The following is a 17,947-nucleotide window of genomic DNA, read 5'->3' as shown; positions in this document are numbered from 1 at the left end:
AATTAATAGGATTGTGATATTAAATCTTGTTGAACGACATTTTCTTTTGGATAATCTCCTTTAAAAGGCACAGCATCTAACTGAAATCGAATTGGTTTTATATATTCTAAATATTTTTCTTTTAAACTATCTGAGATAGGTTCTGCAGCTGGTAATTTTTGTTTAAACGGATCTACTTGTTTTCCGTTAACCCAAAACCTGTAACATACGTGTGGCCCGGAGGTATTACCTGTCATTCCAACCCAACCAATTACATCGCCTTGTTTTACAAAATCACCCGCTTTTACTTTGCGCTTTTGCATATGTAAATACTGCGTTTCGTACACTTTGTTGTGTCTAATCTTAACGTAATTTCCATTACCTCTAGTATAGCTGGATTTTGTAACTTTTCCGTTTGCTGTGGCCACAATTGGTGTACCAATATTTGCAGCAAAATCGGTTCCTTTATGCGGTCTTACCTTATTGCCGTATAGAGCAATTCTTCGGTTTAAATTATATCGCGACGATATGCGCTTGTATTCTACTGGTGCTTTTAAAAAGGCACGACGCAGAGTTTTGGCTTCTTCGTTATAATAATCTGTAAATCCTTTTACCGAATCGGTTTCGAACTCGAAGGCATAAAATGGCTCTGTATTATGCTCGAAATAAGCAGCCTTAATTTTATCTATTCCGGCATAAATGGTATCATCTATATATTTATCGGTATAAATTACTTTAAATCGGTCACCCTTTTGCAGTCTTGTAAAATCTATGGTCCAGGCATAAATATCTGACATTTTATAAGCCAGGATTAAGCTGAGTCCGTCATCATCTAAAGTCTGGGAAATATTACTATTTATAACTCCAGAATATTCCTTTTCTACATATTTTATAGGCTTTCGGCTAGTGTATGCATGAATAGAATCTTTAAAATTTACAACTACATATTGCTCTTTATTTGGCTGATAAATGAAACATTGCGGCGTTTCTAAAGAATCTTTAGCGCACAACAACGTGTAGGGTTTGCCAATTTGTATTTTTCGTATATCGAAACTATCTCTAGCGGTTTCTGCTATTTGGTATATTTTAGAATACCCTAAATTGTTGCGCTCTAAGATAAAGCCAAAACTATCTCCCTTTTTAACCGTATCGCGCTTAACAATAAAATCGTTTAAATTAAAACCAAACTCGTAAACATCTTTTGGAGCATCTTCCTTTACTACTGCTAATTCTTCAACTTTTTGGTTGACTTGAGGTTTATCTTTGCAACTGAAAAGCGCTAATAAAGCGGCACAGCTAATTACACATCTTTTCCCCAATCTGCTAATTCTTTTTCGGTCCATAAATCTGGAAAAAATATTCGTCTTTGATATTTTGGATGCATGTACTTAACCCATTCGCTACCTCCTGTAGCTTCTGCGGTTTCGCCTCCTATATTTAAATAATGATTTGCTGTGTTGTAATGTGCCATTACCCAGGTAATGTTTACCGTATAATCGTAATGCCTCATGGCATTTACCAACACAGGATTTTCTTTAACATGCTGCGGCAAGGCTTTAAATTTGGTCCACAAATTATGCGTGTTATAGAATTCGGCAAATTTAAGAAATTCATCTTTGTATCGGTCTTCAAAAACTGTTAATAAATAGCTTTTTTTGCCTGTTTTATAGTCTTTTCCCGCAGCTTGCCAATACAAATGATTGAATGCGTGTTCGTAAGACGTGTTTCTATCTATTGTTTCGCGAAACCTATTATCTATTAAATTGATAAGCTCTGTAGATGCGAATTCTATTTTACGATATTGGGCACTCTGAAAACCACTGGCGGGTGTTAACGTTGTTCTAAATTTATTATACTGCTCGACATCCATACCATCTCTCATGATATTAAACGAAGATGTAAGCATATCGAAATAACGACTAATACGCATGAGTTTTTCCGAAAAAAAGGCAGCATCTACATCGTCTTTTTTAGCCACCTGATCTATTTCCCAAAGTATCATTTTAAACAACAATTCGTTAATTTGATGATACATGATAAACACCATCTCGTCTGGCAAAACGGAGCGTTGGTTTTGTAAACTTAACAAGGCATCGGTTTGTATATAATCCCAATAATTAATGGGCTTTGCATGCAACAACCCTGTTAAATGGGTATCGAGATCCTGGCCGATAGCATCGAATTTATCTTGTAATTGCTGTTCTATATTTTTATCGGATTTCATTTACTTGTCTACAATTATTTTAAAAGGGTGTTTTAAACCTTTAAAAGACTCTAAATCGGCCCTTAACGACCCAACTGCCAAATCTGCTTTTACACGTAAAGGCATTTTATTTTTATCGTTAGAAACCCAAAGCGTTAAGCTTTCTTCTTCTTTAAACACACGTCCTGCCATTACATAGGGTCTGAATTTTAAGGCAGAAATATATCCAAAATTAGTATCTATAACTTCTGTTCCCAAATATTTCAATTTAAAGGCATAGTTCTCTTCATCAAAAAACATATTTACATGTACTTCATCCCCAACCTTTAAACCACTTACATCCATTTTATTACGCAAATAATAAAACGTAGACACCATATCTTGCACGTCTGGTTTAGTATCGAAAGTATTTTGCTTATTGTTTTTTTTATCGTGAACAAATGCTTTGTTCTGCTTATTATCAAACTCTATTTGAATGTTTTTAGTATGGCCGCCTTCATCTATTTTCCTCACAAATTTGTAAGGTAAGTATGTCGTTTTATCAATATAGGTTTCGTATAAATCTTCTACTTTAAAAAACCATTTTATTGCACCAGTAGTCCAGCCTTTTCCAACAATATGATATACCGGATTCCCTTTATAAGCTTCACTTTTTACTTCTAAAGTAGCGTTACCTGCTTTTAAAAATCCGCTATAACTCATTTCGAACTTAAACCACTCGCCATCTTGAAACGCGCTATCGTTTTGTGCCACAGCATAAAAACTACAATTTAAAACGATTAAAAAAATGATAAACGGTTGTTTCATAAACTATGGCGTCTTGTAATTAATAACAAACCTTTTGTGGTTTTTGTTTTCGATAATTACAATTACTATTCCAAATGTATTAAAAGAAAAAAACTCCATCAAAATTAATGATGGAGTTTTGTTTTTTACAGTCTTAAATTTATGTTAAAGCGTACCGCGTTTTTCTTGTTCACGCTCTATAGACTCGAAAAGCGCTTTAAAATTACCTGCACCAAAACCTCTAGCGCCCATACGTTGGATAATTTCGAAGAACAATGTTGGTCTATCTTCTACAGGTTTTGTGAATATTTGAAGCAAATACCCTTCTTCGTCGGCATCAATCATAATCCCTAAACGTTTTAAGGTTTCTATATCTTCGCGTAATTCGTGACTAAACGTTTCTAATCGGCCAGGTACTGCTCTATAATATTCTTCTGGCGGAATCGATAAAAACTCGACGCCACGAGAACGTAAATCGGATACGGTTTTTATAATATCATCTGTCGCCACTGCAATATGTTGCACTCCTGACCCTTCATAAAAATCGAGATATTCTTCAATTTGCGAACGTTTTTTACCTTCGGCAGGCTCGTTAATCGGGAATTTAATTCTTCCATTACCGTTACTCATAACTTTACTCATTAAAGCAGAATACTCGGTATGGATTTGTTTATCATCAAACGACAAAAAGTTTACAAAGCCCATAACATCTTCGTACCATTTTACCCAAGTATTCATCTCGCCCCAACCTACATTTCCAACCATGTGATCGATATATTTTAAACCAGTTGGCGCTGGGTTATAATCGGATTCCCATTTTACAAATCCTGGCATAAATACTCCTTCGTAATGCTTACGCTCCACAAACATATGTACGGTCTCTCCATACGTATAAATTCCTGCACGAACCACTTCGCCAAATTCATCCTTCTCTACCGTAGGCTCCATATACGATTTTGCACCTCGTTTTGTAGTTTCTTCATAAGCACTTCTAGCATCTTCTACCCATAGCGCTACCACCTTAACCCCATCGCCATGTTTAACAATATGGTCGTTTATTGGGTGTTTAGAATTTAAAGGCGTAGTTAACACCAATTTAATTTTATCCTGTTTTAATACATAAGATACTGTGTCTCGACTTCCCGTTTCCAACCCTTTGTAGGCATATGATTGAAAACCAAATGCCGTTTTGTAAAAATGCGCTGCTTGCTTAGCATTACCTACGTAAAATTCGACATAGTCTGTACCTAATAACGGTAAAAAATCTTCTGCACCTTCAAATATTTTTTCTAAACCGTAGTTTACTGATTTTATTTCTTTACTCATGATTTTATTTAATGTTGAATTGTAGAAGACCGTAGCCTTCTAACTTATTTTATAACTATTAAGATGATTTTTGAGGCCATCTTTTAACAAAAAATCTAATTGATTTATTTTTCTATAAAAGTTACTAACTAAACTATTACAACCAAGATTTATAATAATCTTCGTCTGCAATTTTCATAGCTTCTTCGGTAACTTGCAAAGGCTTAAACGTATCGACCATTACAGCCAACTCATCGGTTTTAACCTGACCTATGCTGCGTTCTACCGCACCAGGATGTGGACCATGCGGAATCCCTGCCGGATGCAACGAAATATGTCCTGCAGCAATATCGTTACGACTCATAAAATCGCCATCTACATAATACAGCACCTCATCGCTATCTATATTACTGTGATTGTATGGCGCAGGAATACTCTGTGGGTGATAATCGTACAATCTTGGCACAAAACTACACACCACAAAAGCATCGGTCTCGAAGGTTTGATGCACTGGTGGCGGTTGATGAATACGGCCAGTAATAGGTTCGAAATCGTGAATTGAAAAAGCGTACGGATAGTTATAACCATCGTAACCAACAACATCGAACGGATGCGAAGCGTACACCATATCGAAAATATCGCCTTGCTTTTTCACCTTTATTAAAAAATCGCCAGTCTCGTTGTACGTTTCCAATTCTTCCGGCCTACGAATGTCTCGCTCGCAAAACGGTGCGTGTTCTAACAATTGCCCAAACCAATTTCGATAGCGTTTTGGCGTATAAATTGGTCGGTGCGACTCTACTATAAACAACCTATTATCTTCGGTATCGAAATCTATTTTGTAAATAATTCCTCTTGGAATTAATAAATAATCGCCATATTTAAAATCGAGATTTCCAAGATGGGTTCTTAATTTACCAGTTCCACGATGTATAAAAATAAGTTCGTCGGAATCGGTATTTTTATAAAAATAGTTTGCAGTGCTTTGCTTTGGTGCAGCAAGCACAATATGGCAATCGGTATTGGTTAACACAATTTTTCGGCTCTCCAAAAAATCGTCTTCCTGCGGCACTTGAAATCCTCTAAATCGATACGATTGTATATTATTGGCTTTAGCAATTTTAGGCGCCACACTGTATTGGCGTTTTATGTGCTTTACTTGTGTTGGCCGCTGTTCGTGGTACGAGTTTGTAGACATACCGTCGAAACCTATGGTGCCAAACAACTGTTCGGAATAAAGTGTACCATCAGGCTTTTTAAATTGCGTGTGACGCTTAGGAGGAATTTTTCCTAATTTATGATAAAATGGCATAGTATTGTATTTAGTAATTAAACATTGTTTTGGGGATTAATTACTATACGTCATTCTGGATTCCTTTTAATTAGGTATTTTAAAAAGGATAATAAGTCGTGCCAAAATAATTTCATAATATTACAAATATCGTAATATTTTTAAGCTTATATAAACTATTTGTGTTAGAAAAAGCATAAAAAATATTAAAACCAAAATCCGACATTAAAAAACCAAACACTTTCTTTGGTTTCGGGGGAGTAAGAATAGGTTAAATCTATTGGACCAAGAAAGGTATCCCAGCCATAACCAAGGGCATACCCCGAATAATCTGGCGAAGTAATCCATTCGCCTGTACCAAAAATATCTTCGTCGGCATTGGCAAAATTGGCAGCAGCATAAAAATGATGCTTTTTAGCAAATTCGTAATCTATCTTTAAAGTACACTTTACAAAGCTATCGCCCGAAAAACTCAACCAATCGTAACCGTAAAACGACTTAATATTATTAATTAAGTTACCGCCAAAACCACCAAAAGCAAAATCTAAATAAGGACTTTCGTTCTCGCCTATCCTAAACCCGCCTTCGTTAAGAAACAAACCAGAGAACCGGTTACTAATTTTAAAAGCATAACCAATATCGGCCTTAGCGATAGAAAATTGAGTAAAATCGTAATTAAACGTTGAAGCGTAAACATACCAATGAAAATCGCCATTAAAGTAAAAGCCTTCTTTAGGGAAATACTTATTATCGTACGAATCGTAATTTAACTTTCCAAACAAGCTTAAATAATTAGAATCTTCGAATGTTCGACGCGAACCATTTCTATCATCGCTTAAGGTTTCCGAAGAAATATTTAAGTATTTTAATTCGCCGCCCATACCCAATGCCAAATCTTTTAAAAATTGAGTTTGCACATAGAGTTGATTGGTAAAATCTTTTAATTCTGCATCAATTTTATTTACACCTACATTAGCATCGTCTCGCAGAATCATGCTAGCATTTACATTTCTATTAAATTGATTAAACCTAGATTTCACTCCGATACTCCAATAAAATCCTTTATCAATATAATACTCGAAGTTATATCTTAAATTATCGCCCAAAATAACATCTAACGAAGCTACATCGTTATTAACCAATAATCGCTTTCGCGTAACGTTTATTAAAGCTGCACTTTTGTAAAGTCCGTCGTAATGCACCGCAAACTTTAAAGCTGTTCGCTTTTTAGTTTCAATAACATGAGTAATTAAATCGTAACCATCGTTGGTTTCTCTGGGCTTTAGTTCGTACACAAAACTATCAAAGTTATTGGTGGCAATTAAGTTATTCACACCGCTAGAAAAATCGCTATAACTGACTCTAGAGTCGCTTTTCAGTTTAAGTTTCCCTAAAATATAAGCTCTGGTATATTGGTCGTTTCCATAAATTTTTATGCCTTTTATATCTAAACTATCTATGTGCTTTATAGGCGGAAAAGGTTTGCGTTTTGTACTCTGGTTTTTCGCTATAAGCTGTAAATCGGTTAACTTACTTTGTGAAGCTCTCACACCATTTTCGATAATTTTAGCACCTTGATCGAAAGAGATTACATTAAAATCCTCTATATCTGGTTTAATATAAATATCGGTATCCTCCACCTTCTTTTTCATGGCTTCTATGCCGCTGTAATTATGAATTTGATACAGAATTTCTGTGGCCGATTTTAAGTCTTTAGGTTTAGCCAAATCGTCTTGCACATCTACACCAATTATAACATCTACCCCCTTAGCTCTCATTTCGTCTAGCGGATAATTATTAACCACACCTCCATCAATATACACATGGTTACCAATGTGAACCGGCTGAAACAGGGTTGGTAATGCTCCACTAGCCATAATGGCTTGCGCCAAATTTCCGCTTTCTAAAGCTACACCCTGACCAGTCGCCATATCGGTAACCATACAAAAAAACGGAATGGGTAGATCTTTAAAATCTGATACATTATTAACATGCAGGGTGAGTTCCGATAACAAATTGAATGTATTTTGCCCTCTAGACAAGGCCGTTGGTAAACGTACTTTATATCCATCGAACGGTAATGTTAAAGCATATCGTTCGGAATTTTCGCGCTCGTAAAATGTTTTTGACGCTCTTGGTAAATTATCGGAAATGATATTATCGAAATCTACGGTTTTAAAAATAGAATCTATTGCTTTGCCCGAATATCCAGAAGCATATAACGAGCCAACAATTGCCCCCATACTAGTTCCTGCCACATAGTCTACACGCACACCCAAACTATCTAAAACCTTTAAAACACCAATATGCGCCAATCCCTTTGCGCCACCACCACTTAACACCAGCCCGACTTTTTGGTCGTTGCCATTGCCATCTTGGGCCCATACAGACAGGCTTACGAACAATGTTAAAATAACCAACAGCGCTCTCATATTATTTTCAATGATAGTGTTTATAAATTTTTGTTGCTCGCGATAATCCAACTACAGCTTCGAGATCTTTTAACGATGCTTTCGAAATGCGTTTAACCGATTTAAAATGACTCAGTAATTCTACTATTGTTTTTTCTCCTATTCCAGGAATAGACTCCAGTTCGGTATTGAGTGCGTTTTTGCTACGTCTGTTTCTATGATGCTCTATACCAAATCTGTGCGCTTCATTTCGGAGTTGTTGGATTATTTTTAAAGTTTCGCTTTTTTTATCTAAATATAAGGGAATTGGATCGTTTGGGTAAAATAATTCTTCTAAACGTTTCGCAATTCCGATAATCGCCACTTGGCCGCGAATACCTAAAACATCCAGACTTTTTAAAGCCGAAGATAATTGCCCCTTTCCACCATCAATAATAATTAATTGTGGTAATGATTGATTTTCATCTATCAAGCGTTTGTAACGCCTGTAAACAACCTCTTCCATCGATGCAAAATCATCTGGCCCCTCGACTGTTTTTATATTAAAATGACGGTAATCTTTTTTACTAGGCTTTCCGTCTTTAAATACCACACAAGCCGCTACCGGGTTGGTTCCTTGTATATTCGAGTTATCGAAACATTCTATATGTCTTGGTTCTTCATGCAAACGCAAGTCTGTTTTCATTTGTGCCATAATACGATTGGCATGCCTATCTGGATCGGTAATTTTAATTTGTTTAAACCGCTCCATTCGGTAATATTTTGCGTTGCGTAACGACAATTCTAAAATTCGCTTTTTATCGCCCAATTGCGGCACAGTCACCCGAATATTAGCACCCACATTCACTTTAAAAGGTACAAAAATTTCTTTAGAATTTGAATAAAAACGCTGCCTGATTTCGGTAATAGCCAACTCTAGAAGCTCCTTATCGGTCTCGTCTAATTTTTTCTTGATTTCTAAAGTATGCGACCTAATAATAGAACCATACGAAATTTGAAGGAAATTAATATAGCCATAACTGTCGTCGCTCACGATAGAAAACACATCTACATTACTAATTTTAGGGTTTATAATTGTAGATTTTGCCTGATAGTTTTCTAAAATCTCTATTTTTTCCTTTACTTTTTGTGCTTCTTCAAAATGTAAGTTTTCTGCCAAAAGCTTCATTTGCTGTTTAAATTGCGACAACGAATCTTTAAAATTTCCTTTTAAAATTTCGCGAATGGCGCCAATTTTCTCTTGGTATTCGTCTTCACGCTCCAAACCTTCGCAAGGCCCTTTACAATTACCTAAGTGATATTCTAAACACACCTTGTATTTTCCAGAATCTATTTTACTCTCAGACAAATCGTAATTGCAGGTACGCAAAGCATAAACCCCTTTAATTAAATCCAGTAGCGTATGTACTGTTTTCATACTGGTGTAAGGGCCAAAATATTCTGATCCGTCTTTTATTACGCGACGCGTTGTAAATACTCTAGGAAAGCGCTCTTTTTTAATACAAATCCACGGGTAAGACTTATCGTCTTTTAACAACACATTATATCTGGGTTGGTGCTTTTTAATCAGATTGTTTTCTAACAATAAGGCATCGGTCTCGGTTTCTACCACCACATGCTTTATACTCGCTATTTTTTTTACGAGCACACGGGTTTTTCCGCTATCGTGGTGTTTGGTAAAATAAGACGTAACACGCTTTTTTAAATTCTTAGCTTTCCCCACATAAATAATAGTGCCTTTAGCATCAAAATACTGGTAAACACCTGGCCCTGTAGGTAGTGTTTGCAGCTGAATTTTAAGTTCCGATTCGTCCATAGCTCAAAGATACTACAACAAAATCAAATCCTATTCCTGTTCAAAACTTTAGCATTAATTTATGTACATTTGAAATAACTTTAAATACTTTCGCGCTTTTATAACTGCATATGGATAAACGTACATTGGGCCGTGTAGACAAATTTGATTTTCCAAAATTGAATCTTTTTAATATCGATGTTAAAATGGATACAGGCGCCTATACCTCTGCCATACATTGCTCTAAAATTATAGAAGAAAACAATACGCTACGCTGCACGTTTTATAGCAAAGGGCATCCTAACTTTAGCAGTAAGGATGTTATTTTTGAAGAATACACCTTTACCAATGTAAAAAGCAGTAATGGCATTAAAGAAAATCGATACAAAATAAAATCCGAAGTGATAATTTTTGGTAAAACCTACAAGATTAATTTAACTTTAAGCACCCGGGACGACATGCGATTTCCTGTTTTAATAGGCAGACAGTTCTTAAAACGAAAATTTTTAGTTGATGTGGATCTTCAAAACTTATCTCATAATTTAAAACCCCTATGAATATTGTAATTTTATCTAGAAATGCAGAGCTATACTCTACAGACCGCCTAGTTGTAGAGGGCGAAAAGCGTGGTCATAAAATTGAAGTTATCGATCCGCTAAAATGCGACATTATTATAGAAAAAGAAAAACCTACCATATTCTATAAAAATAGATATTTAGATTATGTAGATGCCATAATTCCACGCATCGGCGCCTCGGTAACCTTTTACGGCTGCGCAGTGGTAAGACAGTTTGAGATGATGAACGTATTTACCATAGTAACATCTGATGCCATACAACGCTCCAGAGATAAACTCCGATCGCTACAACGTCTTAGCAAAGCTGGTATTGGCATGCCTAAAACGGTATTCACCAATTACTCTAGAGATGTAGAAGAAGTTATAAACCATGTAGGCGGCACTCCCGTAATAATAAAATTATTAGAAGGAACACAAGGTTTGGGTGTTGTTTTGGCCGAAACTAAAAATGCAGCAGAGTCGGTTTTAGAAGCTTTCAACGGTTTACAGGCTCGAGTAATTGTTCAAGAATTTATAAAAGAAGCCAATGGTGCAGACCTTAGAGCTTTAATAGTAGACGGACAAGTAGTCGGCGCTATGAAACGCCAAGGAAAAGATGGCGAATTCAGATCGAATTTACACCGTGGCGGCTCTGCCAACATTATAAAATTAAGCGAAGCCGAACTACGATTAGCCATTAATGCAGCCAAAGCTTTAAAACTCCCTGTTTGCGGTGTAGACATGCTACAATCTGCAAGAGGCCCGCTACTTTTAGAGGTAAACTCTACTCCTGGATTAGAAGGTATAGAAGGTGCCACTGGAAAAAATATTGCCAAAAGCATCATCACCTTTATAGAACGAAACGCTAAAAAATAAATGGCTACACAAAAAGACATCTTATACATTCTAGGCAAACCCATTCGCTTAGGCGAAAGCGTAGAAATTAGTTTTGATGTCGCCAATTTACATACCTCGTCCAGCGTAGATGTGCCTATTTTTATAGAGCGCTCCAGACGTCCTGGCCCGACCGTTTTATTTACTGCTGGCATACATGGCGACGAAGTTAACGGCGTAGAAATTGTAAGACAAATTATAGCCAAAGGCATTAACAAACCCAAACGCGGCACTATAATTTGCATACCTGTAATTAATATTTTTGGATTTATAAACCTTACCCGAGAATTCCCCGATGGCCGCGATTTAAATCGTGTGTTTCCAGGTAACGAAAATGGGTCTTTAGCAAGTCGAGTGGCTTACAAACTCATTCATGAGGTTATACCATATGTAGATTACGTGGTCGATTTCCACACGGGTGGTGCTGGCAGATTTAATGCCCCGCAAATACGCATTGTTAAGGATAATCTAGAGCTGGAAGAATTAGCAAAAGCCTTTGGCGCTCCCTTTGTTATGTACTCTAAAAATCTAAATAAATCATTTCGATATACCTGTTCTAAACTCGGTATCCCTATGCTCTTGTTCGAAGGCGGAAAATCATTTCATTTAGATAGCAATGTTACCAACACCGGAGTCAATGGTGCCAAACGTGTTTTGGCGTATTTAAATATGCTGAATGCTAAATTTAAAGCTTCACCTCCAAAAAAGGCATGTGTTTTTATCAGCGAAAGTCGCTGGCAGCGCGCTAACTATTCTGGCATGTTTAGACCTGCATTAGACCTTATGTCTACCAAAGTAAAAAAGGGTGATGTTTTAGGAAACATTACAGATCCTTACGGTAAGTTTAACGATTTTGTTAGAGCCGAACACAGCGGATACATTATTAATGTGAACGAATCGCCTATCGTATATCAAGGCGATGCGCTATTTCACATTACCCGAAAACTGAAACGCTAAACCATGAGCAAAGCTGAATTAAGAGCCCTATACAAATCGAAACGACAAAGTCTTTCTGAGGAAGCCTGCGATGCCCTTAGCCTAGACATCTCGAACAAACTTTTAGAGCTTCCTATTTGGGATAAATCCTTTTACCATATCTTCCTAACTATTGAAGAACAAAAGGAAATACAAACCGAATACATTTTAAATATTTTATCTGGCAAAGACAAAAATATCGTTATTTCTAAAAGCGATTTCAATACAGGTCTCATGCACCATGTATTACTTACAGATGCCACTACCATTAAAAAAAATCGCTATAACATTCCAGAGCCTACAGATGGCATTCCCATTCCAGATACTAGTATTGATGTTGTTTTTATACCACTATTAGCCTTCGATTTAAAGGGTAACAGGATTGGGTATGGAAAAGGCTTTTACGATAGGTTTTTATCGAAATGCAAATCTAATACCATTAAAATTGGCCTTTCGTTTTTTGAAGCAGAAGATACAGTGTTTAGCGACGTTTACGACAGCGATATTCCTTTGAACTATTGTGTTACGTCTAAGAATATTTACACGTTCCCGCAAGAATAACACTTTAAATTGACCGATTAAGATTTAGGAAAAGCTTTTTGATTAAATAGCAGCAACAACACAAACCCTGTACTAATAGCAACATCTGCAACATTAAAAACGGGCTCGAAAAAGGTAAAATACTTGCCGCCCCAAATAGGTAACCATTCTGGTAAATAACCTTTCCAAATCGGGAAATACAACATGTCTACAACCTTACCGTGCAAGAACCCGTCGTAACCTCCTTCAGCAGGTAAAAAACTAGCAATCTGGCCATGACTATCGTTAAATATCACACCATAAAATACCGAATCTAAAATATTGCCTAAAGCACCAGCAAAAATTAGGGCTATAGCCAAAATTAAAGTAAAATGTCCTTTGTTTTTTATGGTATAATGCAACCAATACCCAATGCCGAAAATGGCAAAAATTCTAAAAACAGTTAAAATAACTTTAGCTGTTCTATCTGTAATTAAGCTGGTAAAATCGCTGATTTTTGTCCCCCAGGCCATACCTTCATTTTCGATAAAATAAATTCTGAACCAATCGAAAACTACAATATCTTCACCTAAAACAAAATGCGTTTTAATATATATTTTACTTATCTGGTCTATCAATAACACAACTAAAATAAGTAAACTGGCTTTTTGTAAGGACATGTTTTAGATTTTGAGCAAAAATAGCAATATTATTCTGTTTTAGACACTTTTATGTCTCCTCTAATAGACTTTAAAATCAGCTCATTCACCCCAAGTGTTAAAGGCTCTAAAAATCGTTCTCCAGATTTTGTTTCCGCTTCAATTTTAGCATAGTTAGTTTGTACAGTTATATCTCCGTTTACAGTATTAACTTTAGCATTACCTGTAAATTTAGACAACACACAACTTCCATCTCTTAGTTCTATAATCACATCTTTAAAAAGCCCTTGAGCCTGTACCTGTGCAATATCGCTAACAACATAAACAGCTAAATGTTCTGGCAAAAAAACTTCCATCTCTATAGACATTACCTTATGGGCACTCAATTTATCGTTATCCGCTACAAATAACGGTTGAAATCTAGCACCTACAAACAACGTATCATGCTTAACCTTAGTGGCAATCATCATATCTTCATTATGCTCGCCCGCGATATGTGTTTTAATATTCATATCGTGTAATGGTTGCGCAATTACATGAATTTTATAACAATTGGCACCATTAATATAGACAGTAGAAACATCTTGATTATCAAGTATTTTATCCACGCGTTTTTGTGCAAAAAGAAGTTGCCCAAAGATTAAAAATATACCTACAAAAATTGTTCTCATAAAAGCAAAAAACGCCATTACAACAGGTGCATGGCGTTTATTTATAACGTTAAAAAGCAGTGCTTACTGCATATTCTTAGCTTCTATACTTAGCGTAGCGTGAGGCACTAATTTAAGGCGTTCTTTACTTATTAATTTACCTGTTACGCGGCAAATACCGTAGGTTTTGTTTTCAATTCTAATAAGTGCATTTTTAAGATCGCGAATAAATTTTTCCTGACGAATAGCCAACTGCGAATTAGCTTCTTTGCTCATGGTTTCGCTGCCTTCTTCGAACGCTTTAAATGTTGGCGACGTATCGTCTGTTCCATTATTAAGATCGTTCATATAAGCACTTTTAATTAAATCTAAATCGTGTTTAGCTTTAACAATTTTGTCTTGAATTAACTCTTTAAATTCGGCCAAATCCTTATCGGAATACCTTACGTTTACATCTACGCTCATAATGTTAGTGTTTTTCAATAAACAATCTGGTTTCGATATCGTCGAAAACAACCTCGATTCCATTGTTTATTAGGTCCATAATTTCAAGTTCGGCGGTTAGGGTCTCTGCCTTAATATATTCTAAATTCGTGTTTACAGCATTTACAACATCGTTCTGTTTTTGTAGCTTCACATTAATTTTGTCTGTCACTTCAAAACCAGAGTCTTTTCGTAAATTTTGTATTCTATTAATTAGTTCTCTAGCAATACCTTCTTTTCTTAAATTGTCGGTAATGGTAATGTCTAAGGCTACGGTTAAATTACCTTCGTTTGCGACCTGCCACCCTTCTATATCTTGCGATATAATTTCGACATCTTCTAGTCCTAATGTAACACTTTTTCCATTAATTTCAACATCTAAGGCTCCATTTTGCTCAATTTTTTTGATATCACCAGCTTCGAACTTAGCTATTTCACTAGCTATCAACTTCATATCTTTACCAAAACGCGGCCCTAAAACTTTAAAATTTGGTTTAATGTTTTTTACCAAAATATCTGAAGCATCTTCTAAAAGTTCGATGTCTTTTATATTTACTTCGTGTTTAATTAAATTGGCTACTGCTAAAATTTCTTCCTTTTGCTGCGCTGAGTCTACAGGAATCATAATTTTTTGCAATGGCTGACGCACTTTAATTTTTTCTTTAGCTCTTAACGATAAAACTAAAGACGAAATGGTTTGTGCATTTTCCATTTTACGCTCCAAAGCCTTATCTACAAAAGCCGAATTGTAAATTGGAAACTCAGCCAAATGTACACTTTCTGCCTGTTCTGTATGTGTTACCTGTGTTAAGTCTCGGTAAAGTTTATCCATGAAAAATGGTGCTATTGGCGCGCCAAGTTTTGCTATGGTTAACATACAGGTATATAGTGTTTGGTAGGCCGAAATTTTATCTTGCTCGTATTCGCCCTTCCAGAACCGTCTTCTGCTTAAACGCACATACCAGTTACTTAAATAATCTTGCGTAAAGTCTGAAATAGCTCGTGCGGCTTTAGTTGGCTCGTACTCGGCGTAATATTCGTCTACACGTTGAATTAAGGTGTGTAATTCTGATAAAATCCAACGATCCAACTCTGGACGATCCTCTAAAGCGATATCGGCTTCTTCGTATTTAAAACCATCTAAATTAGTATATAAAGCGAAGAATGAATAGGTATTATAAAGTGTTCCGAAGAATTTACGTTTTACTTCCTCTACACCCTCTAAATCGAATTTTAAGTTATCCCACGGATTGGCATTACTTATCATATACCAACGGGTAGCATCGGCACCGTGATTTTTAAGCGTTTCAAACGGATCGACAGCATTCCCTAAACGCTTCGACATTTTTTGTCCGTTTTTATCTAAAACCAGTCCGTTAGACACGACGTTTTTATAAGCAACCGAATCGAAAACCATAGTGGCTATAGCATGAAGCGTATAGAACCAACCTCGGGTTTGATCGACACCTTCTGCAATAAAATCGGCTGGAAATGATTTGTGTTCATCTATCAGTTCCTTGTTTTCAAACGGATAATGCCATTGTGCATACGGCATAGAACCAGAATCGAACCAAACATCTATCAAATCGCTTTCGCGTTTCATAGGTTTTCCTGAAGGAGATACTAAGGTAATTTGATCGACGATATTTTTATGTAAATCGATTTTAGCGTAATTGTCTTCAGCATTGTTACCTACTTCAAAATCGGCAAAGATATCCTGTTCAAGAACACCAGCCTCAACAGCTTTGGCCATTTCGGCTTTCAATTCTGCAACCGAACCAATACATAATGCCTCTTTACCGTCTTCGGTTCTCCAAATTGGCAACGGAATTCCCCAATAGCGTGAACGCGATAAATTCCAATCGTTCGCGTTTGCCAACCAGTTTCCAAAACGACCTGTTCCTGTTGCTTTTGGTTTCCAATTAATGGTTTCGTTAAGCTGGAACATACGTTCTTTTATATCGGTAACTTTTATAAACCAAGAATCTAACGGGTAGTATAGAATTGGTTTATCGGTACGCCAACAATGCGGATAGTTATGCTTGTATTTTTCTACTTTAAAAGCTCTGTTTTCTTCTTTTAATTTGATGGCAATCTCCACATCTACCGAACGTTCTGGTGCTTCACCATCGGCATAGTATTCGTTTTTAACGTATTTACCAGCCAATTCGCCCATTTCCGGACGGAATTTCCCTTGAAGATCTACCAGTGGTACCAAATTACCATTTTCGTCTTTCACCAACATTGGTGGCACTTCTGGCGTCGCTTGTTTTGCTACCAAGGCATCGTCTGCACCAAAAGTTGGCGCGGTATGTACAATACCGGTACCGTCTTCGGTAGTTACGAAATCACCGGCAATAACTCTAAAGGCATTTTCCGGATTGTCGTTTGGTTGTGCGTATGGCAATAATTGCTCGTAAGTGATGCCTACCAAATCGCTTCCTTTAAATTCTTTTACAACGTAAAACGGAATTTTTTTATCGCCGTGTTTATAGTCTAATAATGGTGGTTTCGAATCAACTTCGAAATATTTTCCTGCAAATTGCTTAGCTAACAAAGGCTTTCCTAAAATCACATTCATAGGTTCGAATGTGTATTGATTATAAGTTTCTACTAAAACATAATCAATTTTAGGCCCAACTGTTAAAGCGGTATTACTTGGCAAGGTCCACGGTGTGGTCGTCCAAGCTAAGAAATAGATATCGCCTTCGTCCTGTAAAAAGTCTGGCAAAGATTCCTCTTTAGCCTTAAATTGTGCTACGATAGTCGTATCGGTAACATCTTGGTAACAACCTGGCTGATTAAGCTCGTGCGAACTTAAACCCGTTCCTGCTTTTGGCGAATACGGCTGAATAGTATAGCCTTTATACAATAAACTTTTATCGTAAATCTGTTTAAGCAACCACCAAACACTCTCCATGTATTTTGGTTCGTAGGTAATGTACGGGTCGTCCATATTTACCCAATAGCCCATTTTTTGAGTCAGGTCGTTCCAAATATCAGTGTAGCGCATCACGGCTTTTCGGCAAGCGGCGTTGTAATCTTCTACCGAAATACTTTTTCCAATATCTTCTTTAGTAATTCCTAATTCTTTTTCTACGCCCAACTCTATAGGCAATCCGTGGGTATCCCAACCAGCTTTACGTTTTACTTGAAAGCCTTTCATGGTTTTATACCTCGGAAAAATATCTTTTATAGAACGTGCTAACACGTGGTGAACTCCAGGCAATCCGTTAGCAGATGGTGGCCCTTCGAAAAAAACATAAGGTTCGTGCCCTTCTCTGGTGGATACACTTTTTTCAAATATATGTTCTGACTCCCAAAAACCTAGAATTTCTTCAGCAATTTTTGGCAGGTTAAGCCCTTTATATTCAGGAAATCTCGTACTCATTTGTTCTGTTTTCTTATAAGTACGCGAAATTACGGAATTTTAGTTAAAAT

The 17,947-nt window shown here is 36.5% G+C and carries 15 protein-coding genes; 4 read left to right on the top strand and 11 right to left on the bottom strand.

All coding sequences use genetic code 11. The annotated features are described in order from the left end of the window. Nucleotides 1-2: 2 nt before the first annotated feature. The 7 genes from ACR9EA_RS01320 to uvrC form a co-directional block, all read right to left on the bottom strand. Entirely contained in the window at nucleotides 3-1,322 is a 1,320-nt protein-coding gene (locus tag ACR9EA_RS01320) for a peptidoglycan DD-metalloendopeptidase family protein (RefSeq protein ID WP_435136400.1), read from the bottom strand. Further along, nucleotides 1,280-2,203: a tryptophan 2,3-dioxygenase family protein gene (locus tag ACR9EA_RS01315; RefSeq protein WP_435136397.1), complete on the bottom strand. Its 924-nt coding sequence runs from the start codon at nucleotides 2,201-2,203 to the stop codon at nucleotides 1,280-1,282. Before ACR9EA_RS01315 ends, ACR9EA_RS01320 begins: the two co-directional genes overlap by 43 nt. Next, nucleotides 2,204-2,989 (bottom strand): DUF3108 domain-containing protein, encoded by a 786-nt coding sequence (locus tag ACR9EA_RS01310; RefSeq protein WP_435136394.1) that lies wholly within the window; start codon nucleotides 2,987-2,989, stop codon nucleotides 2,204-2,206. A gap of 144 nt (nucleotides 2,990-3,133) precedes the next feature. Continuing rightward, entirely contained in the window at nucleotides 3,134-4,294 is a 1,161-nt protein-coding gene (gene hppD, locus ACR9EA_RS01305) for a 4-hydroxyphenylpyruvate dioxygenase (RefSeq protein ID WP_435136391.1), read from the bottom strand. A 136-nt stretch (nucleotides 4,295-4,430) separates the two neighbouring features. Then, nucleotides 4,431-5,585, bottom strand: a complete 1,155-nt coding sequence (locus tag ACR9EA_RS01300; protein ID WP_435136388.1) for a homogentisate 1,2-dioxygenase — start codon at nucleotides 5,583-5,585, stop codon at nucleotides 4,431-4,433. A gap of 185 nt (nucleotides 5,586-5,770) precedes the next feature. Beyond that, nucleotides 5,771-7,996, bottom strand: a complete 2,226-nt coding sequence (locus tag ACR9EA_RS01295; protein ID WP_435136385.1) for a patatin-like phospholipase family protein — start codon at nucleotides 7,994-7,996, stop codon at nucleotides 5,771-5,773. A 7-nt stretch (nucleotides 7,997-8,003) separates the two neighbouring features. Beyond that, nucleotides 8,004-9,791: an excinuclease ABC subunit UvrC gene (uvrC, locus tag ACR9EA_RS01290; RefSeq protein WP_435136382.1), complete on the bottom strand. Its 1,788-nt coding sequence runs from the start codon at nucleotides 9,789-9,791 to the stop codon at nucleotides 8,004-8,006. A gap of 110 nt (nucleotides 9,792-9,901) precedes the next feature. Between uvrC and ACR9EA_RS01285 the strand changes: the two genes are divergently transcribed. From ACR9EA_RS01285 to ACR9EA_RS01270, 4 genes are read left to right on the top strand one after another with little or no spacing between them, the layout of a single operon-like run. Beyond that, nucleotides 9,902-10,327 carry an ATP-dependent zinc protease family protein gene (locus ACR9EA_RS01285; protein WP_435136379.1) on the top strand — a complete coding sequence of 142 codons (426 nt, stop codon included), beginning with the start codon at nucleotides 9,902-9,904 and terminating at the stop codon, nucleotides 10,325-10,327. After that, the gene (rimK, locus tag ACR9EA_RS01280; protein ID WP_435136376.1) at nucleotides 10,324-11,202 is read left to right on the top strand and encodes a 30S ribosomal protein S6--L-glutamate ligase; all 879 of its coding nucleotides are present in this window, start codon (nucleotides 10,324-10,326) and stop codon (nucleotides 11,200-11,202) included. Before ACR9EA_RS01285 ends, rimK begins: the two co-directional genes overlap by 4 nt. Next, nucleotides 11,203-12,177, top strand: a complete 975-nt coding sequence (locus tag ACR9EA_RS01275) for a succinylglutamate desuccinylase/aspartoacylase family protein (RefSeq protein ID WP_435136373.1) — start codon at nucleotides 11,203-11,205, stop codon at nucleotides 12,175-12,177. A 3-nt stretch (nucleotides 12,178-12,180) separates the two neighbouring features. Continuing rightward, entirely contained in the window at nucleotides 12,181-12,756 is a 576-nt protein-coding gene (locus tag ACR9EA_RS01270) for a 5-formyltetrahydrofolate cyclo-ligase (protein ID WP_435136371.1), read from the top strand. Nucleotides 12,757-12,773: 17 nt separating this feature from the next. Here the strand turns inward: ACR9EA_RS01270 and ACR9EA_RS01265 are convergent, their stop codons facing one another. From ACR9EA_RS01265 to ileS, 4 genes are all read right to left on the bottom strand, one after another. Further along, nucleotides 12,774-13,394, bottom strand: a complete 621-nt coding sequence (locus ACR9EA_RS01265) for a lipoprotein signal peptidase (RefSeq protein ID WP_435136368.1) — start codon at nucleotides 13,392-13,394, stop codon at nucleotides 12,774-12,776. A 29-nt stretch (nucleotides 13,395-13,423) separates the two neighbouring features. Continuing rightward, a complete protein-coding gene (locus tag ACR9EA_RS01260; protein WP_435136365.1) occupies nucleotides 13,424-13,981 on the bottom strand; it encodes a hypothetical protein in 558 nt (185 codons plus the stop codon). 126 nt (nucleotides 13,982-14,107) lie between these two features. Continuing rightward, nucleotides 14,108-14,488 carry a TraR/DksA family transcriptional regulator gene (locus tag ACR9EA_RS01255; protein ID WP_435049941.1) on the bottom strand — a complete coding sequence of 127 codons (381 nt, stop codon included), beginning with the start codon at nucleotides 14,486-14,488 and terminating at the stop codon, nucleotides 14,108-14,110. A 4-nt stretch (nucleotides 14,489-14,492) separates the two neighbouring features. After that, nucleotides 14,493-17,897 carry an isoleucine--tRNA ligase gene (ileS, locus tag ACR9EA_RS01250; RefSeq protein WP_435136362.1) on the bottom strand — a complete coding sequence of 1,135 codons (3,405 nt, stop codon included), beginning with the start codon at nucleotides 17,895-17,897 and terminating at the stop codon, nucleotides 14,493-14,495. Nucleotides 17,898-17,947 lie beyond the last annotated feature (50 nt).

It is taken from the genome of Formosa sp. A9 (genome assembly GCF_051200825.1).
GTDB lineage: Bacteria > Bacteroidota > Bacteroidia > Flavobacteriales > Flavobacteriaceae > Formosa.
This window is presented reverse-complemented; position numbering and strand designations above follow the sequence as displayed.

Coding starts and splice junctions, on each gene's coding strand:
- ACR9EA_RS01320 (WP_435136400.1), bottom strand. CDS start 1,322: ATGGACCGAAAAAGAATTAGCAGATTGGGGAAAAGATGTGTAATTAGC.
- ACR9EA_RS01315 (WP_435136397.1), bottom strand. CDS start 2,203: ATGAAATCCGATAAAAATATAGAACAGCAATTACAAGATAAATTCGAT.
- ACR9EA_RS01310 (WP_435136394.1), bottom strand. CDS start 2,989: ATGAAACAACCGTTTATCATTTTTTTAATCGTTTTAAATTGTAGTTTT.
- hppD (WP_435136391.1), bottom strand. CDS start 4,294: ATGAGTAAAGAAATAAAATCAGTAAACTACGGTTTAGAAAAAATATTT.
- ACR9EA_RS01300 (WP_435136388.1), bottom strand. CDS start 5,585: ATGCCATTTTATCATAAATTAGGAAAAATTCCTCCTAAGCGTCACACG.
- ACR9EA_RS01295 (WP_435136385.1), bottom strand. CDS start 7,996: ATGAGAGCGCTGTTGGTTATTTTAACATTGTTCGTAAGCCTGTCTGTA.
- uvrC (WP_435136382.1), bottom strand. CDS start 9,791: ATGGACGAATCGGAACTTAAAATTCAGCTGCAAACACTACCTACAGGG.
- ACR9EA_RS01285 (WP_435136379.1), top strand. CDS start 9,902: ATGGATAAACGTACATTGGGCCGTGTAGACAAATTTGATTTTCCAAAA.
- rimK (WP_435136376.1), top strand. CDS start 10,324: ATGAATATTGTAATTTTATCTAGAAATGCAGAGCTATACTCTACAGAC.
- ACR9EA_RS01275 (WP_435136373.1), top strand. CDS start 11,203: ATGGCTACACAAAAAGACATCTTATACATTCTAGGCAAACCCATTCGC.
- ACR9EA_RS01270 (WP_435136371.1), top strand. CDS start 12,181: ATGAGCAAAGCTGAATTAAGAGCCCTATACAAATCGAAACGACAAAGT.
- ACR9EA_RS01265 (WP_435136368.1), bottom strand. CDS start 13,394: ATGTCCTTACAAAAAGCCAGTTTACTTATTTTAGTTGTGTTATTGATA.
- ACR9EA_RS01255 (WP_435049941.1), bottom strand. CDS start 14,488: ATGAGCGTAGATGTAAACGTAAGGTATTCCGATAAGGATTTGGCCGAA.
- ileS (WP_435136362.1), bottom strand. CDS start 17,897: ATGAGTACGAGATTTCCTGAATATAAAGGGCTTAACCTGCCAAAAATT.